19 protein-coding genes are annotated in these 22,755 nt (G+C 60.5%); 10 read left to right on the forward strand and 9 right to left on the reverse strand.

Translation table 11 applies throughout. The features are described from left to right. The first annotated feature begins 62 nt into the window (after positions 1 to 62). The 4 genes from nirB to cobA are packed head-to-tail and all read left to right on the forward strand — an operon-like array spanning position 63 to position 6,292. Positions 63 to 2,516, forward strand: coding sequence for a nitrite reductase large subunit NirB (gene nirB, locus AC3ISR_RS20680; RefSeq protein WP_192297158.1), 2,454 nt, complete (start codon positions 63 to 65; stop codon positions 2,514 to 2,516). After that, on the forward strand, positions 2,513 to 2,830 hold the full coding sequence (gene nirD, locus AC3ISR_RS20685; RefSeq protein ID WP_463984203.1) for a nitrite reductase small subunit NirD: 318 nt from the start codon (positions 2,513 to 2,515) through the stop codon (positions 2,828 to 2,830). Before nirB ends, nirD begins: the two co-directional genes overlap by 4 nt. Beyond that, positions 2,830 to 5,538: a nitrate reductase gene (locus tag AC3ISR_RS20690; protein ID WP_463984202.1), complete on the forward strand. Its 2,709-nt coding sequence runs from the start codon at positions 2,830 to 2,832 to the stop codon at positions 5,536 to 5,538. The genes nirD and AC3ISR_RS20690 overlap by 1 nt, the downstream gene beginning before the upstream one ends. Before the next feature lie 10 nt (positions 5,539 to 5,548). After that, a complete protein-coding gene (gene cobA / locus AC3ISR_RS20695; protein ID WP_489324416.1) occupies positions 5,549 to 6,292 on the forward strand; it encodes a uroporphyrinogen-III C-methyltransferase in 744 nt (247 codons plus the stop codon). Positions 6,293 to 6,352: 60 nt separating this feature from the next. Here the strand turns inward: cobA and AC3ISR_RS20700 are convergent, their stop codons facing one another. From AC3ISR_RS20700 to ppsA, 8 genes are all read right to left on the reverse strand, one after another. Then, on the reverse strand, positions 6,353 to 7,333 hold the full coding sequence (locus tag AC3ISR_RS20700; RefSeq protein WP_192297162.1) for an OmpA family protein: 981 nt from the start codon (positions 7,331 to 7,333) through the stop codon (positions 6,353 to 6,355). 107 nt (positions 7,334 to 7,440) lie between these two features. Further along, a complete protein-coding gene (gene sigX / locus AC3ISR_RS20705; protein ID WP_122485727.1) occupies positions 7,441 to 8,031 on the reverse strand; it encodes an RNA polymerase sigma factor SigX in 591 nt (196 codons plus the stop codon). A gap of 87 nt (positions 8,032 to 8,118) precedes the next feature. Next, positions 8,119 to 8,943: a mechanosensitive ion channel family protein gene (locus AC3ISR_RS20710; RefSeq protein ID WP_003175519.1), complete on the reverse strand. Its 825-nt coding sequence runs from the start codon at positions 8,941 to 8,943 to the stop codon at positions 8,119 to 8,121. A gap of 2 nt (positions 8,944 to 8,945) precedes the next feature. Then, a complete protein-coding gene (locus AC3ISR_RS20715) occupies positions 8,946 to 9,191 on the reverse strand; it encodes a CrfX protein (RefSeq protein ID WP_192297163.1) in 246 nt (81 codons plus the stop codon). Positions 9,192 to 9,277: 86 nt separating this feature from the next. Further along, positions 9,278 to 10,273 (reverse strand): zinc transporter ZntB, encoded by a 996-nt coding sequence (locus AC3ISR_RS20720; RefSeq protein WP_192297164.1) that lies wholly within the window; start codon positions 10,271 to 10,273, stop codon positions 9,278 to 9,280. 25 nt (positions 10,274 to 10,298) lie between these two features. Continuing rightward, entirely contained in the window at positions 10,299 to 10,790 is a 492-nt protein-coding gene (gene rraA, locus AC3ISR_RS20725; RefSeq protein ID WP_032887592.1) for a ribonuclease E activity regulator RraA, read from the reverse strand. A 188-nt stretch (positions 10,791 to 10,978) separates the two neighbouring features. Beyond that, on the reverse strand, positions 10,979 to 11,968 hold the full coding sequence (locus AC3ISR_RS20730) for an alpha/beta fold hydrolase (protein ID WP_192297165.1): 990 nt from the start codon (positions 11,966 to 11,968) through the stop codon (positions 10,979 to 10,981). Positions 11,969 to 12,074: 106 nt separating this feature from the next. Continuing rightward, entirely contained in the window at positions 12,075 to 14,450 is a 2,376-nt protein-coding gene (gene ppsA, locus AC3ISR_RS20735) for a phosphoenolpyruvate synthase (protein WP_463984200.1), read from the reverse strand. Positions 14,451 to 14,628: 178 nt separating this feature from the next. Between ppsA and ppsR the strand changes: the two genes are divergently transcribed. Beyond that, positions 14,629 to 15,447, forward strand: a complete 819-nt coding sequence (ppsR, locus tag AC3ISR_RS20740) for a posphoenolpyruvate synthetase regulatory kinase/phosphorylase PpsR (RefSeq protein ID WP_192297167.1) — start codon at positions 14,629 to 14,631, stop codon at positions 15,445 to 15,447. 139 nt (positions 15,448 to 15,586) lie between these two features. Here the strand turns inward: ppsR and AC3ISR_RS20745 are convergent, their stop codons facing one another. Next, the gene (locus AC3ISR_RS20745; RefSeq protein WP_192297168.1) at positions 15,587 to 17,011 is read right to left on the reverse strand and encodes an aminotransferase-like domain-containing protein; all 1,425 of its coding nucleotides are present in this window, start codon (positions 17,009 to 17,011) and stop codon (positions 15,587 to 15,589) included. A gap of 160 nt (positions 17,012 to 17,171) precedes the next feature. On the opposite strand from AC3ISR_RS20745, the gene AC3ISR_RS20750 reads away from it, so the two are divergent. Genes AC3ISR_RS20750 through AC3ISR_RS20770 form a run of 5 tightly spaced genes read left to right on the forward strand, consistent with a single transcriptional unit; the run spans position 17,172 to position 22,657 of the window. Next, positions 17,172 to 18,065 (forward strand): DMT family transporter, encoded by an 894-nt coding sequence (locus AC3ISR_RS20750; protein ID WP_192297241.1) that lies wholly within the window; start codon positions 17,172 to 17,174, stop codon positions 18,063 to 18,065. Between the two features lie 38 nt (positions 18,066 to 18,103). Next, the gene (gene moeB / locus AC3ISR_RS20755; protein WP_463984199.1) at positions 18,104 to 19,966 is read left to right on the forward strand and encodes a molybdopterin-synthase adenylyltransferase MoeB; all 1,863 of its coding nucleotides are present in this window, start codon (positions 18,104 to 18,106) and stop codon (positions 19,964 to 19,966) included. Between the two features lie 15 nt (positions 19,967 to 19,981). Continuing rightward, positions 19,982 to 20,896 (forward strand): PLP-dependent cysteine synthase family protein, encoded by a 915-nt coding sequence (locus tag AC3ISR_RS20760; protein WP_192297170.1) that lies wholly within the window; start codon positions 19,982 to 19,984, stop codon positions 20,894 to 20,896. Positions 20,897 to 20,933: 37 nt separating this feature from the next. Further along, entirely contained in the window at positions 20,934 to 21,926 is a 993-nt protein-coding gene (locus AC3ISR_RS20765; RefSeq protein WP_192297171.1) for a serine O-acetyltransferase, read from the forward strand. A 2-nt stretch (positions 21,927 to 21,928) separates the two neighbouring features. Beyond that, complete coding sequence (locus AC3ISR_RS20770) at positions 21,929 to 22,657, forward strand: alanyl-tRNA editing protein (protein ID WP_463984198.1); 729 nt, start codon at positions 21,929 to 21,931, stop codon at positions 22,655 to 22,657. Positions 22,658 to 22,755 lie beyond the last annotated feature (98 nt).

Here is a 22,755-nt window from a genome sequence, read left to right on the forward strand (position 1 = left end):
TAACTAGCGGGGACGCCTTTTTTTGTTTGCGCGTGATTTGTCGAGCCATTGCGGAGAACGACATGAAAAAACTCAAATTAGTGATGATCGGCAACGGCATGGCCGGGGTTCGCACCCTTGAAGAATTGCTCAAGCTGAGCAGCGACCTGTACGACATCACCGTGTTCGGCGCCGAGCCGCACACCAACTACAACCGCATCCTGCTGTCGCCGGTGCTGGCCGGTGAACAGACCTTTGAAGAGATCGTGCTCAACGACCTCAGCTGGTATCTGGACAACAACATCAAGTTGCTGCTGAACCGCAAAGTGGTGCAGATCGACCGCGTCAAACGCATCGTCATCGCCGAAGACGGCAGCGAAGCCGAATACGATCGCCTGCTGATCGCCACCGGCTCTACCCCGTTTATCCTGCCGATCCCCGGCAATACCTTGCAGGGCGTGATCGGCTACCGCGACATCGCCGACACCCAGGCCATGATCGACACCGCCAAGACTCATAAGCACGCGGTGGTCATCGGCGGCGGCCTGCTCGGCCTGGAAGCCGCCAACGGCCTGATGCTGCGCGGTATGCACGTGACCGTGGTGCATATCGGCGAGTGGCTGCTGGAGCGACAACTGGACAAGACCAGCGGCCAACTGCTGCAAACCGAACTGGAAAGCCGAGGCCTGGTGTTTCGCCTGTGTGAACAGACCCAGGCGCTGCATGATGCCGGCAATGGTCGCGTCGGCTCGGTGCAGTTCAAGAACGGCGACATAATCCCCGCGGATTTGGTGGTGATGGCCGCCGGCATTCGCCCCAACACCGAACTCGCGGAAAAATCCGGTATCCCGTGCAACCGTGGGATTCTGGTCAACGACACCCTGCAAACCTACGACCCACGCATCTACGCGATCGGCGAATGCGCCAGCCATCGCGGGATCGCCTACGGCCTGGTGGCGCCCTTGTTCGAACAGGCCAAAGTCTGCGCCAACCATTTGGCCCAACTGGGTTTTGCCACCTACAAAGGCTCGGTGACTTCGACCAAGTTGAAAGTGACCGGTATCGACCTGTTTTCGGCCGGGGACTTCATGGGCGGCGAAGGCACCGAGACCATCACCCTCTCCGACCCGATTGGCGGCGTGTACAAGAAGCTGGTGATCAAGGACGACATCCTGGTCGGCGCCTGCCTGTACGGCGACACCGCCGACGGTGGTTGGTATTTCCGCCAGATCCGTGAGAACCACGCCATCGGCGAGATCCGCGACCACCTTATGTTCGGCGAAAACGCCTTGGGTGACGTAGGCCATCAAGGCCAGGACAAGGCCATGAGCATGGCCGACAACGCCGAGGTCTGCGGCTGCAACGGCGTGTGCAAGGGCACCATCGTCAAGGCGATCCAGGAACAGGGCTTGTTCAGTGTCGATGAGGTGAAAAAACACACCAAGGCCGCCAGTTCTTGCGGTTCCTGCGTCGGCTTGGTCGAGCAGATCCTGATCAACACCGTGGGCGGTGCGGCCGATGTCAAACCGAAAAGCGAGAAAGCCATCTGCGGTTGCAGCGACCTCAACCACGGGCAAATCCGCCAGGCCATCCGCGACCAGCACTTGCTGACCATCGCCGGCACCATGAGCTACCTCAACTGGCGCACACCCAACGGCTGCGCCACCTGCCGCCCGGCGCTGAACTACTACCTGATTTCCACCTGGCCCGGCGAGGCCAAGGATGATCCGCAATCGCGCCTGATCAACGAACGCGCCCACGCCAACATTCAGAAAGACGGCACCTACTCCGTAGTCCCCCGGATGTGGGGCGGTGTGACCAATCCTGGGGAACTGCGCCGCATCGCCGATGTGGCCGACAAATACAACGTGCCAATGGTCAAGGTCACCGGCGGTCAGCGCATCGACCTGCTCGGTATCAAGAAGCAGGACCTGCCGGGGGTGTGGAAAGACCTCGACATGCCATCCGGCCATGCCTACGGCAAGTCCATCCGCACTGTAAAAACCTGCGTGGGCAGCGAGTTCTGCCGCTTCGGCACGCAAAACTCCACGCAACTGGGCATCGAGCTTGAGCACGACCTGTTCAATATGTGGTCGCCGCACAAGGTCAAGCTGGCAGTGTCCGGCTGCCCACGCAATTGCTCGGAAGCCGGCATCAAGGACGTGGGAATCATCGGCGTCGATTCCGGCTGGGAGATGTACATCGGCGGCAACGGTGGGATCAAGACCGAGGTGGCGGAGTTCTTCGTCAAGCTGAAAACCGCTGAAGAAGTGCGTGAGTACAACGGCGCCTTCCTACAGCTGTACCGCGAAGAAGCCTTCTACCTTGAGCGCACCGTGCACTACCTGCAACGGGTCGGCATGGAGCACATCAAGAAAGCCGTACTCGAAGACCCCGCCCGCCGCCAAGCCCTCAACGAGCGCCTGCAGTTCTCGCTGTCGTTCGAACAAGATCCGTGGAAAGAGCGCCTGGAACAGCCGCTGCTGAAAAAAGAATTTGATGTGATCCCCGTCCAACAACTGGAGGTGCCGGCATGAACTGGCTGAATATCTGCGCCCTCGACGAAATCAACGTGCTGGGCTCGCGCATCATCCAAGGCCCCAAGGGCGACATCGCGATTTTTCGTACCAGTGATGATGAAGTCTTCGCCCTTGACGACCGCTGCCCACACAAGGGCGGCCCGTTGTCCCAAGGCTTGATCTACGGCAAGCGCGTGGCCTGCCCGCTGCACAACTGGCAGATCGACCTGGCGTCCGGCGAAGCCCAGGCACCAGACGTCGGTTGCGCCCACCATCACCCGGCCCGTGTGGAAAACGGCCGGGTGCTGCTGGCCCTGCGGGACACCGTGTGATGAACCGCCAGACCACCGCGTCCACCTGCTGCTATTGCGGGGTGGGGTGCGGCGTGTTGATCGAACATGACGGCGCGCAAATCCTGGGGGTGACGGGCGACCCGAGCCACCCGGCCAACTTTGGCAAATTGTGCAGCAAGGGCTCCAGCCTGCACCTGACCGGCGACATATCCGCCCGCGCCTTGTACCCGGAGCTGCGCCTGGGCAAAGACCTGGCGCGCTCGCGCACCGACTGGGATACCGCGCTGGAACACGCCGCCAACGTGTTCGCCGACACCCTCGCCGAACACGGGCCGGACAGCGTGGCCTTCTACATCTCCGGGCAACTGCTGACCGAGGACTACTACAGTTTCAACAAACTCGCCCGCGCCCTGGTGGGTACCAACAACATCGATAGCAACTCGCGGCTGTGCATGTCCTCGGCGGTGGTCGGCTACAAGCGCAGCCTGGGTGCCGATGCGCCGCCTTGCAGTTATGAGGACCTGGAAAACAGCGACTGCGTGATGATCGTTGGCAGCAATATGGCCTACGCCCACCCGGTATTGTTCCGACGTCTTGAAGAGGCCAAGGCACGCCGCCCCCAAATGAAAGTGCTGGTGATCGATCCACGCCGTACGGACACTTGCGACTTGGCTGACCTGCACCTGGCGATTCTGCCGGGCACCGATGTGGCGTTGTTCCATGGGATCTTGCATTTGCTGCTGTGGGAAGACTGGATCGACCGCGCGTTTATCCAGGCGCATACCGAGGGCTTGGCCGAGCTCAAGCGCTTGGTGCACGACTACACGCCGCAGATGGTCACACAGTTGTGCGGGATCAGCGTCGAGCAACTGCGCTTGTGTGCCGAGTGGGTGGGCACCTCCAGCAGTTTCCTGTCGCTGTGGTGCATGGGGCTTAATCAGTCCACCGCCGGCAGCGCAAAAAACAGCGCGCTGATCAATCTGCACCTGGCCACCGGCACCATCGGCCGACCAGGCTGTGGGCCGTTTTCCCTGACCGGTCAGCCGAATGCCATGGGCGGGCGCGAAACCGGCAGTTTGTCGAATTTGCTGCCGGGGCACCGTGAGGCAGCGAACCCAGAGCATCGCGCACAGGTTGCGGCGTATTGGGGGGTTGAGTCGTTGCCGGCGGCTACCGGGCTGACCGCTGTCGAACTGTTCGAGCAGATGCAGGCCGGCAAGATCAAGGCGGTGTGGATCGCCTGCACCAACCCGGCGCAATCGCTGCCGGACCAGAACAGCGTGCGCGCGGCGTTGGCGGCTTGTCCCTTTGTGGTGTTGCAGGAGGCGTTTCGGACGACGGAAACCGCAGCCTTTGCCGACCTGTTGTTGCCCGCCGCCAGTTGGGGGGAGAAGGAAGGCACGGTGACCAACTCCGAACGGCGCATTTCCCACGTTCGCCGAGCTATCGCCCCACCGGGAGAAGCGCGGCCGGATTGGGCAATTACCGTAGATTTCGCACAGCGTCTGGAACGTCGCTTGCGTCCAGGGCGCGACAGTCTGTTTGCGTTCGAGCAGCCTGCGCAGGTTTTTGACGAATACAAACTGCTGACCCAGGAGCGTGACCTCGACCTGTCAGGCATCAGCCACGCCCTGCTCGACAAGATCGGGCCACAACAATGGCCGTTTCCGAAAGGGGCACAGGCCGGCACGCCACGCCTGTATAGCGATGGCCTCTTCCCCACCGCCAGCGGGCGCGCGCAGTTTGTCGCCGACCCGTATCGCGCAGCCAAGGAACAGCGCGATGCACGCTTCCCCCTGACCCTGATCACCGGCCGCCTGCGCGACCAGTGGCACGGCATGAGCCGCACCGGCACTGCCGCGCAGTTGTTCGGGCACGTCAGCGAGGCATTGCTGAGCCTGCATCCGGACGAAATGCGCCGTCATCGCGTGAAAGACGGTGATCTGGTCAACCTGAAAAGCCGTCGCGGGCAAGTGATCGTGGCCGTCAGCGCGGACGACAGTGTGCGCCCGGGCCAGGCGTTCCTGCCGATGCATTGGGGGGATCGGTTTCTCAAGGGCGGCGTGAACGCACTCACCCAGCCGGCATTCGATCCGTTGTCGAAACAGCCGGAACTCAAGCACAGCGGGGTGCGCCTGGAGACCGTGCACCTGCCTTGGCAGCTGTTCGCCCTGATCGAGGGCGATGTGCAGCAACACTTTGAAGCCTTGCGCCCGCTGTGCGAGGGCTTTGCCTACGTGAGCCTGAGCCTGGCCGGGCGCGAGCGCCCTGCCCTGCTGGTGCGGGCCGCACACAGCGAGGCGCCCGACCTGCAACTGCTGACGCGTATCGACCAATTGCTGGGCCTGAATGACGGGCCGGTGATGGCCTATGACGACCCGCGCCGCTCGATTGGCAAGCGGGTGAAAATCGAAAAAGGCCGTATCACGGCGCTGCGCCTCGCCGGGGAAACCTTGGCGCGGCACTGGCTGCAAAGCCTGTGGCTGGAGGGGCGTACAGACGATCAACTGCGCCGCTGGTTGTTGGCGCCCCTCAGCGCCCCGCCGGGGGGTGCGGCGGCCAGCAGCAAGATCCTGTGCAACTGCAAAAACGTCAGCGAGAACGCTGTGTGCAGCGCCATTGGCCGGGGCCTGGATCTGGATGGGTTGAAGCGGGAGTTGGGTTGCGGCACGCAATGCGGCTCCTGTGTCCCGGAAATCAAACGTTTATTGGCGAGCAACCTGCAGCCAATCGCAATCAGTGTGTGAGGGCAACGACATGAGCGCAAAAGTCTGGCTGGTGGGCGCAGGCCCCGGTGATCCGGAACTGCTGACCCTCAAGGCGGTAAGGGCCCTGCATGAGGCCGATGTGGTACTGATTGATGACTTGGTCAATCCCGCGGTGCTGGAACACTGCGCGAGTGCGCGGGTGATCACGGTAGGAAAGCGCGGTGGTTGTCGCTCGACGCCGCAGGATTTCATCCACCGCCTGATGCTGCGTTATGCGCGCCAGGGTAAGTGCGTGGTACGGCTCAAGGGCGGCGATCCGTGCATTTTCGGGCGGGGCGGCGAAGAAGCCATGTGGCTGCATGAGCGCGGGATCGAGGTGGAGTTGGTCAACGGAATTACCGCGGGCCTGGCGGGGGCGACGAATTGCGCGATCCCCCTGACGTTGCGCGGTGTCAGCCGTGGTGTAACCCTGGTCACGGCGCATACCCAGGACGACAGCAGCCTGAATTGGCGTGCATTGGCCGAAAGCGGGACGACGTTGGTGGTGTACATGGGGGTGGCGAAGCTGGAGGAGATTCGCCAGCAACTGCTGGAGGGCGGCATGGCGGCGGATATGCCGGTGGCGATGATCGAAAACGCTTCGTTGCCTCACCAGCGCGAATGCCGCAGTGCGCTGTCGCGGATGCATGAGGACGCCCAGGCGTTTGCCTTGAAGAGCCCGGCCATCCTGGTGATTGGCAAGGTCGCGGCCAATGGGCAAGCCGCTTATGTAGCGGCAGCGGCCAGCGCCTGAGGCAAATTGCAGGCGAAAAAAAGCCCGGCCTGAGCCGGGCTTTTTTCTACCACTCAGTAATTACTGAGCTTGGGCTTCAACCGACGCTTCTACACGACGGTTAACAGCACGACCAGCTTCAGTTGCGTTGTCAGCAACTGGGCGGGATTCGCCGTAACCTACGGAAGTTACGCGGTTGGCAGCAACGCCGTCTTTAACCAGGACTTGCTTAACAGCGTCAGCACGACGCTGGGACAGCTTCTGGTTGTAAGCGTCTGGACCTACGGAGTCAGTGTGACCAGCCACTTCTACGTGGGTAGCTGGGTACTGCTTCATGAAGTCAGCCAGGTTTTTCACGTCGCCGTAGCTGTTAGGCTTAACAACGGCCTTGTCGAAGTCGAACTTAACGTCCAGCTCAACACGAACAACCTGAGCAACTGGAGCTTCTGGCTCTGGAGTTGGCTCTGGAGCTGGTGCTGGGGTAGGAGCCGGAGCTACTGCGCCAGCGTTGCCGCCGAAGTTCACACCCAGGCCAACCAGTGCGGAGTAATCCCACTTGCCGTTGTCCATAGCGTAGTCAGCTTCAACACCAGCACGAGCGTACAGGTTGTCGGTGAAGTAGTACTTCACGCCAGTACCAACGATAGCCAGGGTCGACTGATCGCGACCGCTGTGGCCGTCAGCTTTGACGTTGCCACGGCTCTGGTGACCGAAACCACCTTCTACGTATGGACGCAGGCTGTCTACGCCAGCTTGACCGAAGTGATACTGGGCAACCAGGCTGCCGGTATCGCCTTTGATTTTCTGGTTACCAGTACCGTCGTTCGAACGGGTGTGGTTGGTTTTGTCGTAGGACAGGTTCAACGACAGGTCGTCGGTCAGGAAGTAACCAATGCGAGCGCCTGGGTTGAAGCCGTCTTCGATGTGCTTAACGCTATCGTTGAATTGCTTCTTGTAGAACAGCTCGCCTTCAACTGCGCCTTGGCCTTGTGCCAGTGCGCCGAAAGAAGAAGCGGCAATAAGAGTACCAATGGCCAAGCCCAAGGTGTTTTTCAGTTTCATCCGTTAAATCCCCATCTGGTGATTGTAAAGCAGTCCCACAAACCGGGGGACAACTCGGCGACAAGTCTAACAGAACTTGCCTACACGTAAGAGATATTTGCCACGCACTAAGTTTCAGTCTCGCCCGCAAATTTCTCACGTAATTTATCTAGAGCACGTTTGTAACGCATTTTTGTAGCACTCAAACCCATGTGCATGATGTCAGCGATTTCCTGAAACTCGAGCTCTGCGACAAATCGTAGCACCAGAATTTCCCGGTCAATCGGGTTCACATACACCAACCAACGATCGAGTCCGCCCTTCTCCTCGGGTGCCGGCGTCTTCTCTTCAGACGCTTCCTCAAGGGGGTCCAGACTCAACGCGTCCATCAAGCGACGCTTTCGTCGTTCCTTGCGATACTGCGTGATGCACTCGTTGTACGTGATGCTATAGAGCCATGTCTTGAACTTCGATTTCCCCTCGAAGTTCTTCAAGCCGTACAGCACCTTGAGCATCACTTCCTGACAGACATCATCCGCATCTCTATCGTTCCCTAAATACCTTGAACAAACGTTGAACAGAGTGCGTTGATATCTGCGCATCAATTCTTCGTACGCGCGAGTTACGTGAAACAGCTCCGTGTGCGAGCGCGCGACCAACTCCTCATCAGAGAGCTCACGGGGGTCATAGCGCGTGGACAGCGTTTGGGCTTTATTCAAAACAAGTCGTGCCGACAGTCAGGTCAATGTCCGCTACAGCCCGGTCACCCGGGTTTGCGGCGGCGTACATTAGCAGGGTTTGCCGGATTAGCGGCTACTGACCTGCTGCTCCAGGAGAATCCGATTGGACAACGACACGAGGTCGCCGTCGTCGGTCAGCACTGTCGTCTTGACAGTACCGATCTCCTCGATTTGCCCTTCGACCTCGCCCACACGCACCTGTTGCCCCACCTGATACAGCTCACGCACATAGATTCCCGCAAGAATCTGGCCGGCAATTTCCCGGCTTCCGAGGCCCATGGCCAGTGCAACGGCCAGACCAACGGTAATCAAAACGATCACAATCACGTGGTTGAGCAGGTCAGTCTTGACCTCCAACTGGCTGATCGCGACCGAAATACTGATGATGATCACCAGCCCCTGGGCAATTCGCCCGAGGCCTGCGGCATAGTCCAGCCCCACGCCTTCCGCGGCGCCGCGCACCAGGCCATTGGCCAATTGCGCCAGCAGAACGCCTACCAGCAGCACCAACGCGCCGCCGAAAACCTTCGGCAAATACAGCGCCAGCATGTCGAGCGTAGCTGAAACTCGCTCAAGTCCAAGGGATTGAGCCGCAGAAACCAGAAAAATCAGCAATACGAACCAGTAGACGATCTTGCCGATCAGCGTGGAGATCGGCACTTGCAGCCCGGCACGGCCCAGCAACTTGGTCAGGCCGGTGCCGGCCATCAGGCGATCAAGGCCCAGTTTGGCGAGCAATTTGGACAGCAGGGTGTCGAGCAGCTTGGCCACGACAAAGCCCAGCAACACCAGTACCAGAGCACCAAACAGGTTGGGAATGAAGTTCGCCACCTTGGTCCACAACGCGGTCATCGCGGTGACCAGGCTCTGGGTCCAGAGATCAAGTTCCATATTCAATCAGCCTTATCAGCAGTGCGAGCAAGAGATCTACGACGGGAAACCGGCGATACGTGGGCCGAACCATTGTTCAGGGCCATCATCAACGCCGGCAGCCAACGACCGAGCAGACCGAACAAATCACCCGCCCCTACCTGACGGTTGGCGGTTTTCAGCACGCGACCCAGGCAGGCATCGTCATCCCGGTTGGATGGCGAAGCATTGAGCATGTCACGCAAAGACTGTTCGAACGGATCGTGCATAAAGACCTCTCGCAAGTGTTTTAAAAGACGAGGGTAAAATTCTTGGGGTCACATAGGACCCTTCCTACGTTCAGCTCATATTCAGCTCAAACCCAGCGCAATCGTCGAAATAGCCACCATTGTCCCAGCGCAACCGCCACCATCATCAGGCAGGCAATCACGAATCCGTAGGGGCTGGCGGAGAACGGAATCCCGCCCACATTGATACCCAGCAAACCGGTGAGAAAACTCATCGGCAGGAAGATCCCGGTGATGATACCGAAGCGATACATGGTGCGGTTCATGCGCACGCTCAAACGCCGGTCTTCGGCCTCCAGCACAAGCCCCACGCGCTCCCGAGCCAATTCGAGCTCTTCCAGGTAACGCGTCAGACTGTTGTTCAATTCGTTCCAGTAATCGGCATCGTCGTCACAGAACCACGGCAATTTGATCCGCGTCAGCTGGGCAAAAATGTCGCGCTGCGGGGCGAGGAATCGCTTGAGCCCGGCCGCTCGCCGACGGATCTGCAAAACGCTGCCATGTTCCGGGGTATACCGTTCGTCGGTATCGAGTTTTTCTTCCTCGGTATCGACGATTTCAGACAGGTCGGTGACCAGATCCTGCACTTTATTGGTCAGGTACTGCGCCATATAAAGGATAAGTTCTGACGCCGTTTTAGGACCTTTGCCATCCGCCAACTGCACCAACAGCTCATCGGTGGCACGCAACGGTCGCAGGCGCAGGGAAATCACCCGGTTGGCCGCAGCAAAGATACGTACCGAGACCATGTCCTCCGGCTCGGCGCCGGGGTTCAGGTTGACCCCGCGCAGGAACAGCAACAGCTGCGCATCCGGCAGTGGCAACAGGCGCGGGCGGGTGTTTTCCTCCAGCAGCAGGTCGCAGGCGAATTCACTCAGGCCACTGGATTTGCGCAGCCAGGTCTGCGTTTGGGGATGGCTGCGATCCCAGTGCAGCCACAGGCTTTCCTGGGGCTGCAGTTGCAAATCGTCAAGCTCAGTCCGGGCAATCGAACGCGCACCGCCTTTACCGTCCAGCACCAGGGCATGCACCAGCCCCCATTGCGCGTTTTCTTCCTCGAACATCCTCACCCCTGTCGGCTATTGCAGTTTATTCAGGCATTTTCAGCGGGCTTGGCGAGACAATCACGCCATTGTTGTCGGCGTAGATGTACTCACCCGGACGGAACGTCACCCCGGCAAACGTCACCACCACGTTCAGGTCGCCGATCCCGCGCTTGTCGGTCTTCATCGGATGGCTGGCCAGGGCCTGCACCCCCAGGTCGGTCTGCGCGATGACATCGACATCACGGATGCAACCGTAGATCACCAGGCCTTCCCAACCGTTTTTCGCGGCTTTCTCGGCGATCATGTCGCCCAGCAAGGCGCGGCGCAGGGAACCACCACCGTCAACCACCAACACCTTGCCAGCGCCCGGCTGGTCGGCTTGTTCCTTGACCAGCGAGTTGTCCTCGAAGCACTTGATGGTGACGATCTCACCGCCAAAGGAATCTCGGCCACCGAAGTTGCTGAACATCGGCTCGACGACCTGCACCAGGTCCGGGTAGGCATCGCACAGGTCGGGGGTCACGTAATGGTTCATCGAAAAAATTCCTTTCTGCCAAAGAAGTGTCTTTCAAGGAAGTACCGGTCGAAACAGGCGCAGAACATCCCACTCGCTTCGCCGCAACGCAATAGCCACTGCGCGACTGAATATGACCAGAAGCGTTCAGCGCGTCATATCTTAGCCGCAACCGCAAAGGAGCGAAACGCCCGTGGCTGAGCGCTCCATCAAACCTTAGTCGCAGGCTCGACCGAGGCACCGGGCAAAGGTGTGAGCGGATCCTTCAGCCATTGCGTCATCAACGGCCACACTTCAGCCTGCGCCGCTTTGCTGACCAGCATCTCTACGTGCCCGAAATCCCCGCTGAAACCCTGCTGGCGTCCCAGGCACAGGTACTGGCGATGCTCAGAACCCACCTGTTCGAACAGCTTGCGGCAGGCCCAGTCCGGGTCTTGATGATCGCCGGCGGCGCTCACCGCCAACAGCGGCACATCGACCTCGGCCAAACCTTTCCACCAATCATTCTTACCCTCGCCAAAACGGCCAAACAGGCCATTCCAGCGCATGGCTTCGATCAGCACGCCCGCCGGCTCATCCTCTGGGCCGCGCTTGTAGCGTGAGCCGGAAATCCCGCCGATGCGTTTCAACAGCACGCGCCCCGTCCACTCCACCGGCGGCAGCTTCAACGGCCAGTGCGTGCGACTGACCTGACAGCCAAACAATGCCGCAGAAGCCACCGCCGGTGCCCCCAGATACTCGCCTCCCAGGGCCGCAGCCAAGGTCGTGGCGCCCAGGGAATGGCCGATCCAGTGCGGAACCTGCGCACTTTGCTCACGTACAAACGCGCCAATGGCCGGCAAATCGTAACGCGCATAGTCGGCGACGCGGTTGCGCGTGTAGTCATGGTTGCGCTTGGACAAGCCATGACCGCGCATTTCCGGGATCCATACATCAAACCCTTGGCGCGCCAGGTAGGCCCCCAGGCCGAGCCCCTTGGGCGAATACCAGAAGCGTCGGTTGGAAAAACTGCCATGCAATAAAATAACGGGAATGCCCCGGTTTTGCGGGACATCCGCCAGGCCCAAACGGGTAACCGCGAGCTCGACGGTGCCGTCGGGACTGTTACCGGGTTTGAGTCGGTAGACATCTTCACTCAGGTCGCCACGACGTTCAGCGCTGATCAGGGCGACAGGAAACAGGTTGCTACTGCTTTGCATAATGCTCTTGCACAAAAAAGGGCGGCGTCCGCGGGGATTGCCGCCCTGTACAGATAAGAATGCCGGTCACCCGCGACAGGTGACCGGCACTTTTGACGTATCGACCTTAGGCGGACGCTTGGCCTTCCGCCAGGAAGAACCAGGTTTCCAGCACGGAATCGGGGTTCAGCGAGACGCTTTCGATGCCCTGCTCCATCAGCCAGCGGGCCAGATCCGGATGGTCGGAAGGGCCTTGGCCGCAGATGCCGATGTACTTGCCAGCCTTGTTACAGGCCTGGATGGCGTTGGACAGCAGCTTCTTGACCGCAGGATTTCGCTCGTCGAACAGGTGCGCGATGATCCCGGAGTCGCGGTCCAGGCCCAGGGTCAGCTGGGTCAGGTCGTTGGAACCGATGGAGAAGCCGTCGAAGTACTCCAGGAACTCTTCGGCCAGGATGGCGTTGGACGGCAGTTCGCACATCATGATCACGCGCAGGCCGTTATCGCCACGGGACAGGCCGTTTTCAGCCAGCAGGTCGACAACCTGGCTCGCTTCGCCCAGGGTACGCACGAACGGCACCATGATCTCGACGTTGGTCAGGCCCATCTCGTTGCGCACACGCTTGAGGGCGCGGCATTCGAGCTCGAAGCAGTCACGGAACGCTTCGCTGATGTAACGCGAGGCGCCACGGAAACCCAGCATCGGGTTTTCTTCTTCCGGCTCGTAGAGCTTGCCGCCGATCAGGTTGGCGTATTCGTTGGACTTGAAGTCCGACAGGCGCACGATGACCTTTTTCGGGTAGAACGCCGCCGCCAGGGTGCTGATGCCTTCCACCAATTTCTCGACGTAGAAGCCCACCGGGTCGTTGTAGCCGGCGATGCGTTTGTCGACGCTTTCCTTGATGTCCAGCGGCAGGCCGTCGTAGTTCAACAGGGCCTTGGGGTGCACGCCGATCATGCGGTTGATGATGAACTCCAGGCGGGCCAGGCCCACACCGGCGTTCGGCAGTTGCGCGAAATCGAAGGCACGGTCCGGGTTGCCGACGTTCATCATGATCTTGAACGGCAGGTCTGGCATGGCATCGATGGAGTTTTGCTTGATGTCGAAGCCCAGTTCACCTTCAAAGATGAAACCGGTATCGCCTTCGGCGCAGGAAACCGTCACGCCCTGGCCGTCTTTCAACAGCTGGGTAGCGTTACCGCAACCCACCACCGCAGGAATCCCCAGCTCACGGGCGATGATCGCCGCGTGGCAAGTCCGCCCGCCACGGTTGGTGACGATCGCGCTGGCGCGCTTCATCACCGGTTCCCAATCCGGGTCGGTCATGTCGGAGACCAGTACGTCACCTGGCTGGACTTTATCCATTTCGGACACGTCCTTGATGATCCGCACCTTGCCGGCGCCGATGCGCTGGCCGATGGCACGGCCTTCCACCAGCACGGTGCCGGTTTCTTTCAGCAGGTAGCGTTCCATGACGTTGGCCGAAGTGCGGCTCTTCACGGTTTCCGGACGGGCCTGCACGATGTACAGCTTGCCGTCGTCGCCGTCTTTGGCCCACTCGATGTCCATCGGGCACTTGTAGTGCTTTTCGATGATCATCGCTTGTTTGGCCAATTCGCTGACTTCAACGTCGGTCAGGCAGAAACGCGCGCGCTCGGCCTTGTCGACATCAACGGTCTTGACCGAGCGACCGGCCTTGGCCTCGTCGCCGTAGATCATCTTGATGGCCTTGCTGCCCAGGTTACGGCGCAGGATGGCCGGGCGACCCGCTTCGAGGGTGCCCTTGTGTACGTAGAATTCGTCCGGGTTTACCGCGCCTTGTACGACGGTTTCGCCCAGGCCGTAGGCGCCGGTGATAAACACCACATCACGGAAGCCGGATTCGGTGTCCAGGGTGAACATTACGCCGGCGGTGCCGGTTTCCGAACGCACCATGCGCTGCACACCGGCAGACAGGGCCACCAGCTTGTGGTCGAAACCTTGGTGTACGCGGTAGGAAATGGCGCGGTCGTTGAACAGCGAGGCGAAGACTTCCTTGGCCGCGCGGATCACGTTTTCCACGCCGCGGATGTTCAGGAAGGTTTCCTGCTGACCGGCGAAGGAGGCGTCCGGCAAGTCTTCGGCAGTGGCCGAGGAGCGCACGGCGACGGCCATGTCCGGGTTGCCCGCCGACAGGGCGGCGAAGGCGGTGCGGATTTCCGCGTTGAGCTTCTCGGGGAACTCGGCTTCCATGATCCACTGGCGGATCTGGCTGCCGGTCTTGGCCAGGGCGTTGACGTCGTCGACGTCCAGTGCGTCCAGCGCGGCGTGGATCTGAGCATTGAGGCCGCTCAGTTCGAGGAAATCGCGGTAAGCCTGGGCCGTGGTGGCAAAACCACCGGGCACCGATACACCAGCGCCTGCAAGATTACTGATCATCTCGCCGAGGGATGCGTTCTTGCCCCCTACGTGCTCTACATCATGGACGCCGAGCTTATCGAGGGAAACTACGTACTCTACCAAGGTGATCTCTCCACTAACTGTGTTGGAAAAGCTCAGGACGCGGGCTGCTCAGTAGGAGCTTTCGCCGGCGTTTGTGGCCTGGACCTGGAAAATAAGTGAGAATGCGGCCCACTGTGGGACGGCAAAATCGCGCCTATCATATCCAAGATTCGTCATCAGCTTAAGGCCCAGGGCTCAAATGAAACGATCTGCTTTCTTTATCTCCGACGGCACCGGCATCACAGCCGAAACATTGGGTCAAAGCCTGCTCGCGCAGTTCGAAAACATTACCTTCGCCAAATTCACGCGGCCTTATATCGACAGCGTGGAAAAAGCGCGGGCCATGGTACAACAAATCAATCTGGCGGCTGAAAAAGACGGCTTTCGGCCGATCATTTTCGACACGATCGTCAATCAAGACATCCGTGAGATCCTTGCGACCTCGAATGGTTTCATGATCGACATCTTCTCGACCTTCCTGGCGCCCCTGGAACAAGAGCTGAGTGAACACTCCTCGTACTCCGTAGGAAAGTCCCATTCCATTGGCCATAACTCCAACTATATGGAGCGTATCGAGGCGGTGAACTTCGCCCTCGACAATGACGACGGCGCCCGCACGCACTACTACGACAAGGCCGACCTGATCCTGGTGGGCGTATCGCGCTGCGGCAAGACCCCGACCTGCCTGTACATGGCCATGCAATTCGGTATCCGCGCGGCCAACTACCCGCTGACCGAGGACGACATGGAACACCTGACGCTGCCTGCGGCCTTGCGTTCGCACCGGCACAAGCTGTTCGGCCTGACCATCGACCCGGACCGCCTTACCTCGATCCGCAACGAGCGCAAGCCCAATAGCCGTTATTCCAGCTATGCGCAGTGCGAATTCGAGGTGCGTGAAGTGGAAAATCTGTTCCGCCGCGAGAATATTGCGCACATCAATTCCACGCATTTCTCGGTGGAAGAGATTTCAGCGAAGATTCTGGTGGAAAAAGGCGTAGAGCGCCGTTTCAAGTAACCCCGAAGCCTGTAGTGAGCGGGCTTGCCCCGCGCTGGGGGGCGCAGCCGCCCCAAATCCAGGCGGCCTCGGTCTTTCTGAAACACCGCGGCGGCCTTATTGGGGCGGCTTCGCCCCCCAGCGCGGGCAAGCCCGCTCGCTACAATTGAAATCGTCCGCCGCCCTGCCCCAGCGCGGTCGCCAGCGCATCAAACCCGGCCAACAGCAACTGATCATCCCCCGACGTATTGCAGATACTCGCCCGAATAAACTGCGGCACCGCCGTCTGCCCCACGGCAAACGCCTCGGCGGTGGCGATCAGGTAATTGTTCTGTTTGAGCTCGGCTTCGATTTCCGACGCGCGCCACGGCTCCGGGACTTCAATCCAGAAGTGCGGGCTGTTGAGGTGCGTGCGGTATTCAAGACCGGCCAACAACCCTTGCACCAAGGCTTTGCGGCGACTGATCTCATTGATCTGCTGGCGCAGCAGGTATTCGGCGGTGCCGTTTTCGATCCACTGTGTCGCCAGTTCCAGCGTCACCGGCGTGGCCATCCAGCAGGTCGAGCGCAGCGCCGCCGAGATGCGGCTGACCAAGGCCGGTGGTGCATGCACATAGCCCACGCGCAACCCGGCAGACACTGCCTTGCTCAAGCTGCTGATCAAAATCGTACGCTCAGGCGCGAAATAGCTGAGGGGCGGTGGACGATCCTCCACCAGCACGCCGTGGGCTTCATCTTCAAGAATCAGTAGATTGTGTTCCCGACAGACTCGGGCCAAGGCTTCGCGGCGCGGAATCGAAAGTACTGCAGTGGTCGGGTTCTGAATGGTCGGCGTGCAATACAACGCCGAAACCCGGTGGTTACGACAGACTTCATCCAACGCCCCCGGCAGCACGCCTTCCTCATCCATCTCCAGGCCGATCAGGCGCACGCCCAACATGCGCGCCGCCGTGATCAACCCTGGATAGGTCAGTTGCTCGGTGACCACCGTATCGCCGGCGCGCAGCAACGCCATCATGGCGCAGAGCAAACCGTGCTGGCCGCCGTTGACGCAGATGACCTGCTCGGGAATCGGATGAAAATCGCGCTGTACCAGCCATTGCGCACCCGCCTCGCGATAACGCGGCAGCCCGGCGTCGGGCGTGTAGGCACTGATGTCCTGGAGGAACTTGGCGTTGGTCGCCAGGGTTTGCAGGCTCTGGGCCAGGAAGGCCGTTTCCTGCCCTGGGATATGCATGTTGCGGCTCATGTCGAAGTACTGGCGCGGCTCCTCGCTGAAGTTGCGAAAGCCTTCATCGCGCTGGCGCTCCATCCCACGCTTGCGCACGAAAGTTCCGTCCCCCACCCGCGCCACCACCAACCCCAGGCGTTCCAACTCGCCGTAGGCCCGGCTGATGGTGCCGATGGTCACCCCCAGATTGTCGGAAAGCACCCGATGAGGCGGTAGCTTTCGTCCTGGTTCAATCAGCCCTTCAAGGATGCCCCGTTCCATGACATCGGACAGGCGCTTGTACTTCACGCCCTGACCGCTGGACAACCCCTCACGCATAATTGACACCATGTCAATATTTGTTTTGACAGCCATCTTTCGCCCTAATAGTGTGCTTTTACGGGTTCAATCACCGGATGAAACAACTCAATACACAGTCAATATAGAGTTCAATTCCGGCTCATGGAAGTAATAAACGATGCCAATGTCCGCCGTTCTCGAAAACACTGAAAAAACCAAATCCCAGAAACAATGGCTGGCCGGCCTGGTCACCAGCGTGATGTTCCTGATCGTGTGCCTGAGCTGGGGCACCACCTGGCTGGGCATCAAGATCGCCGTGGAGAGCGTGCCGCCGCTGACGTCCGCCGGCCTGCGCTTCCTGATCGCCTTCCCGCTGTTCCTGTGTTTTGCCATGGTGCGCCGTGAGCCGATCCTGTTTCCCCGGGAAAGCCGCTGGTTCTTCGTGTTCGTGACGCTTTCCTACTTCAGTGTTCCTTATTACCTGCTCAACTACGGCGAGATGCATGTCTCGTCCGGGCTTACCGCCCTGCTGTTCAGTTGCATGCCGGTGTTCATCCTGATTTTCTCCGCGCTGTTCCTGCGTGAGCGCATCTACTTCTCCCAGGTGGTCGGCATCGGCATCGGTTTCGGCAGCCTCTACATGATCATCAAGAGCCAGGGCCTGCACCTGGACCACGCCGAGTTTCTCGGGGTACTGGCCATTCTGAGCGCCGCGATCATGCACGCCTTGTGCTACGTCATTACCAAGCAAAAAGGCAGCGCCATCAGCGTGATCACCTACAACACCCTGCCCATCGGCATTGCCGGGCTGATGCTGTTCGTGGCGGGCCTGTGGTTTGAAACGCCGACCTTCGAGGCCATCACCCTGCGCTCCTGGAGCGCATTGTTCTACCTGGGGCTGGTGGCCTCGGTCGGCGGGTTCATCGTGTACTTCATGCTGCTCAAGCGCTTGAGCCCGATCATCCTGTCGTTCGTGTTCATCATCTTTCCGGTGTTCGCGGTGATCATCGGCGCCTGGTACGAAGGCATGGCGATTTCCCGCGACCTGATGCTGTACTCGGCCATCCTGCTGGCCGGCTTTGCGATCACCAAGTTGCCGATTGAAAAACTCCTGGCCAAGAAAAATTGAGCTTGCGGCCCCATCAACATCAACCACGCGAGAGAAACATGGACGTCCTCCGCCCAAAAGCCCTGGAACAGATCTACGCCCACGCCAGCTCCAGCTATCCCGAGGAATGCTGTGGCTTCGTCTTCGCCGACGGCAGTGTGCACCTGGGCAGCAATATCCAGAACGAGCTGCACCGCAAGAACCCCCAGATGTACCCGCGCACCGCCGCCAACGGCTACACCTTCTCGGTGGCCGACACCCTACTGATGAACAAGGCGTCTCGCGGCAATAACCCAGTGGTGGTGATCTATCACTCCCACCCCGACGTAGGCGCCTACTTCAGTGACGAAGACCAGGACAAGGCGCTGTTCATGGGCGAACCGATCTTCCCTGTGAGTTATCTGGTGGTCGACGTTCGCCAGGGCCACGCCCTGGGCTCAAAACTGTTTGCCTGGGATGGCAAGCATTTCGCCCTCAACCCTTTCAACGACCTGCACACGGAGTTGTCCATGAACGCTGTCTCTTTCCCCGACATTCTGGTTCGCGTAGCCAAGCTGCCGGAATCGCCCCTTGAAGGCACCGGATCGACATTGCGCGAAGTCATTGAAAACCTCTGCATCAACCACCCGCAACTGCGCCCGCACCTGTTCCACGAGCAGAACAACCAGCTCAAGGAGCACTTCCTGTTTACCGCCGAGGAAGAACTGGTGGGCGCCGATGATCGCCTCCCGGAAAAGGCCAGGATCGAAGTGCTGCTCGCCACTTCTGGCGGCATCGATGTCGACACGCTGAGCAATGAAGAGGTGCAGCGCTATGTGCGCCACATCACCCTGCCGGGCGTTGGCCGCGAAGGCCAGTTGAACCTCAAGAAAGCCAAGGTGCTGATCATCGGCACCGGCGGCCTGGGCTCGCCCATCAGCCTGTACCTGGCGGCAGCCGGCATCGGCACCCTGGGGCTGGTGGATTTCGACGTGGTGGAAAGCAGCAACCTGCAACGCCAGATCGTCCACGGCAACAGCACGTTGGGCCTGCCCAAGGTCGAGTCCGCCAAGCAGCGCCTGCAAGACCTCAACCGCCACATCCAGATCAATGCCCATGACACCGCCCTGAATGCCGACAACGCCCTGGAACTGGTGGGCGCCTACGATCTGGTGATAGACGGCACCGACAATTTCGACACCCGATACCTGGTCAACGACGCCTGCGTCCAGCTTGGCAAACCCCTGGTGTACGGCGCCATCTACCGCTTCGACGGGCAGATCAGCGTGCTCAACTATAAAGGTGGGCCGTGCTACCGCTGCCTGTTCCCCCAGGCTCCGCCCGCCGAACTGGCGCCCAATTGCAGCGCCGGCGGGGTCATCGGTGTGCTGCCCGGCGTGGTCGGGATGATCCAGGCCACCGAAGCGATCAAATTGCTGATCGGCATCGGCGAACCCCTGTCCGGCCGCCTGATGCGCTTCGATGCGCTGGCGATGAAGTTCAGCGAGATCCGCTTCAAGCGCCGCGCCGACTGCCCGTGCTGCTCGGACCTGCGCCACAGCCAGACCCAGGCGCCAGCGGTCTGCGCCGACGCCGTGCCAAGCCAGCCGTCGCTGGCCGCAGAACGCTACATCAAGCCCCGCGTCCTCAAGCAACTGCTCGAACACCACCACAGCGCCGATGTGCTGCTGGACGTGCGTGACGCCAGCGAACTGGAAGTGTGCAAACTACCAGGCGTGGTGCACATTCCCCTGGCCGAACTGGACAGGCAACTCGACAGCCTCAGCCGCGACAATACCCACTACCTGATCTGCTACGCCGGCACCCGCGCCGAACAAGCTGCCACGACCCTGCTGGCGGCCGGTTTCGCCAATACCAAGGTCTTGCAGGGCGGGATGAAACACTGGGTGCGCGACGTCGAACCCGACATGCCGTTGTATTGAGCCGGGGATCGACTGATGCTGCATGACTCCATCCTCGACGTGATCGGCCACACGCCCATCGTGCGTCTGGCGCAGTTTTCCGAAGACCTCGGCATCGAGGTCTACGCCAAGCTCGAATCCCTCAACCCCGGCGGCAGCCACAAGGCGCGCATCGCTCTGGGCATGATCCTCGACGCCGAACGGCGTGGCGTGCTGATCCGTAACGCCGGGCAAACCATCATCGAGCCCAGTGGCGGCAACACCGGCATTGGCCTGGTAATGGCCGGCAATGTGCTGGGCTACAAAGTGGTGCTGGTGATCCCCGATAACTACAGCCCGGAAAAACAGAAGTTGCTGCGCCTCTACGGGGCCAAGGTGGTGCTGTCGGACAGCCGCCTGGGCAACAACTCCCATGGCGAGAAGTGCCTGGAAATGCAGCTGGAAAACCCCAGCTACGTGATGCTCAACCAGCAGCGCAATGGTGCCAATCCGCAAACCCACCGCGAGACCACCGCGCCGGAGATCCTGCGTGCCTTCGGTGATCTGCGCGTGGACTACTTCGTCAGCGGCATCGGCACCGGCGGCCATATCACCGGCATCGGCGAAACCCTCAAGGCCACATGGCCGCAGCTGCGGGTGATGGGCGTGGAGCCGGAAGAATGCGACCTGCTGAAAAACCAGCACGCGCCGCACCATATCCAGGGCCTGTCGATAGGCCTGATTCCGAGCATTCTCAACCTCGACGTACTGGACGGCATGCTCAAGGTGTCGCGCCAGGAGTGCATCGACATGATGAAACGCATCATGCGCACGGACGCCATCAGCCTGGGCCTGTCCTCGGCGGCCAATATGGTCGCCATCGCCAGGCTCGCCCCGGAACTGCCCACCGAAACGGTGGTACTGACCATGGTCTACGACAATGCCGACAGCTACCTGCCCAGTTTCGAATAAACGGTTTCCCAACCATCCAGAATGTGGGGGTGCCTCCATGGGGGGCTTTATTGACATGCAACAGCTGCACGATGAGTTGCTCACCCACCTCATCAAGACCCTTACGCCAACGCAGATGAAGCAGCTGGAACCGCACCTGGCGCCCTTGGTGCAGAACGCCGCCCAGGCCGTGGCCGAAGACCTGATCGCCTACGCCTACCGTGACCCGGCGTCGCGCGGGCGCGGCGAACTGATCCTGGAGTCCTACGCCTCGTTCAAGGCCGTGCTGTTCTATCGCCTGGCGCACCTGGTGTGGAATTTCCCGGACCAGACCAACGGCGTGTTTTCACGCATTGCCCTCAAGCTCAGCAACCAGGGCAAGATCCTCTCCGGCGCCGAGATCCACCCGGCCGCGCGCATCGGCCGGCGCTTTGTGCTCGACCATGGCTACGGCACCGTGATCGGCGAGACCTGCGAGATCGGCAACGACTGCTACATCCTCTGCGGCGTGACCCTCGGTGCCCGTGGCATTGCCAACAACCCGGACGGCAAGCGCCACCCGCGCCTGGGCAACAACGTCGAGATCGGCTCCGGCGCGCGCGTGCTGGGTTATGTGCTGATCGGCGACGATGTGTTCATCAGCCCCTCCTGCGTGATCACCCAGGACGTGCCGGCGGGCACCAAGGTCAAGGTGGTGAACCAGGTGCAATTGCAAAAAAACGACGAGTCGGACCATAGCAACTACCTCGGGGCCTTCGCCCTCGACGAGCGCCTGCACGTGGTCGGCGAGATCAATGCCAACCACAAGGTCACCGTGCTGGACGCCGACTTTCACCCCTTGCAGGGGTTGTTGCTCGAACCCACGGTGAAAGAACGCCATCACCTGCAGTTCCGCCTGCACCGCATCGACTCGGACGGCTACCTGCCGCGCCTGCCGCTGAACCTCAAGGTCTGCGGCCCGGAATTTGAAATCACCCTGCTATCCCCCCCTGGCTTGAGCGCAATGGTGCGTCATTTATTGCAAGCCAGCCCACTGATCGTCCGAGGTTGAACATGTCCGTGCACACCATGGAAACCCTGGCGCTGTTTGACAGCGCGCCCTACCAGAACGCATTCAGCGCCCGGGTGATTGCCGTCAGCGAACACGGCATTGCCCTGGAACACACGTTGTTCTACCCCACCGGCGGCGGGCAACCGGGCGACACCGGCCACTTAACCCTGGCGGACGGCACGCGGGTCGAGGTGGTCGGTACGGTACGCGACCCGGTGCTGCGTTCGATCATCTGGCACCAGGTGGAACACTGCCCCGAACAATTGACCTCCGGTGTGCAAGTCGACGCCGGCCTCGATTGGGAGCGACGCTACCAGCACATGAAGATGCACACCTGCCTGCACCTGTTGTGTTCGCTGATCGATGCCCCCGTGACCGGCTGCAGCATCAGCGCCGACAAAGGCCGCCTGGACTTCGACCTGCCGGAAATGACCCTCGACAAAGACAGCCTCACCCGCGACCTCAATGCGCTGATCGAACAGGCCCACACGGTAAAGGCCCTGGCGATGCCTGCCTCGGAATACGCCACCCTGCTGCAGATCACCCGCACCCAGGCGGTCGCGCCGCCAGTGATCCAGGGCTCGGTGCGCATCATTGAAATCGCCGGCATCGACATCCAGCCCTGCGGCGGCACCCACGTGATCAACACCGAGGAAATCGGCCGGGTGTTCTGCGAGAAGATCGAGAAGAAGAGCAAACACAACCGGCGGGTGATCCTGCGCTTCGAGTAATGGCCACGCGGCTGGGGAGCCCCCCCCCGGCCGCTTTTCGTACAGCGAACTGACAGGAAATTTATCCGCCTTGTAACATTCAGAAACGTAGAATCTCG

It is taken from the genome of Pseudomonas sp. GL_117 (assembly GCF_057835125.1).

Coding starts and splice junctions, on each gene's coding strand:
- nirB (WP_192297158.1), top strand. CDS start 63: ATGAAAAAACTCAAATTAGTGATGATCGGCAACGGCATGGCCGGGGTT.
- AC3ISR_RS20765 (WP_192297171.1), top strand. CDS start 20,934: ATGGGGGGCTTTATTGACATGCAACAGCTGCACGATGAGTTGCTCACC.
- ppsR (WP_192297167.1), top strand. CDS start 14,629: ATGAAACGATCTGCTTTCTTTATCTCCGACGGCACCGGCATCACAGCC.
- AC3ISR_RS20700 (WP_192297162.1), bottom strand. CDS start 7,333: ATGAAACTGAAAAACACCTTGGGCTTGGCCATTGGTACTCTTATTGCC.
- AC3ISR_RS20770 (WP_463984198.1), top strand. CDS start 21,929: ATGTCCGTGCACACCATGGAAACCCTGGCGCTGTTTGACAGCGCGCCC.
- AC3ISR_RS20730 (WP_192297165.1), bottom strand. CDS start 11,968: ATGCAAAGCAGTAGCAACCTGTTTCCTGTCGCCCTGATCAGCGCTGAA.
- nirD (WP_463984203.1), top strand. CDS start 2,513: ATGAACTGGCTGAATATCTGCGCCCTCGACGAAATCAACGTGCTGGGC.
- AC3ISR_RS20710 (WP_003175519.1), bottom strand. CDS start 8,943: ATGGAACTTGATCTCTGGACCCAGAGCCTGGTCACCGCGATGACCGCG.
- AC3ISR_RS20715 (WP_192297163.1), bottom strand. CDS start 9,191: ATGCACGATCCGTTCGAACAGTCTTTGCGTGACATGCTCAATGCTTCG.
- AC3ISR_RS20720 (WP_192297164.1), bottom strand. CDS start 10,273: ATGTTCGAGGAAGAAAACGCGCAATGGGGGCTGGTGCATGCCCTGGTG.
- moeB (WP_463984199.1), top strand. CDS start 18,104: ATGGACGTCCTCCGCCCAAAAGCCCTGGAACAGATCTACGCCCACGCC.
- AC3ISR_RS20760 (WP_192297170.1), top strand. CDS start 19,982: ATGCTGCATGACTCCATCCTCGACGTGATCGGCCACACGCCCATCGTG.
- AC3ISR_RS20745 (WP_192297168.1), bottom strand. CDS start 17,011: ATGGCTGTCAAAACAAATATTGACATGGTGTCAATTATGCGTGAGGGG.
- cobA (WP_489324416.1), top strand. CDS start 5,549: ATGAGCGCAAAAGTCTGGCTGGTGGGCGCAGGCCCCGGTGATCCGGAA.
- AC3ISR_RS20690 (WP_463984202.1), top strand. CDS start 2,830: ATGAACCGCCAGACCACCGCGTCCACCTGCTGCTATTGCGGGGTGGGG.
- rraA (WP_032887592.1), bottom strand. CDS start 10,790: ATGAACCATTACGTGACCCCCGACCTGTGCGATGCCTACCCGGACCTG.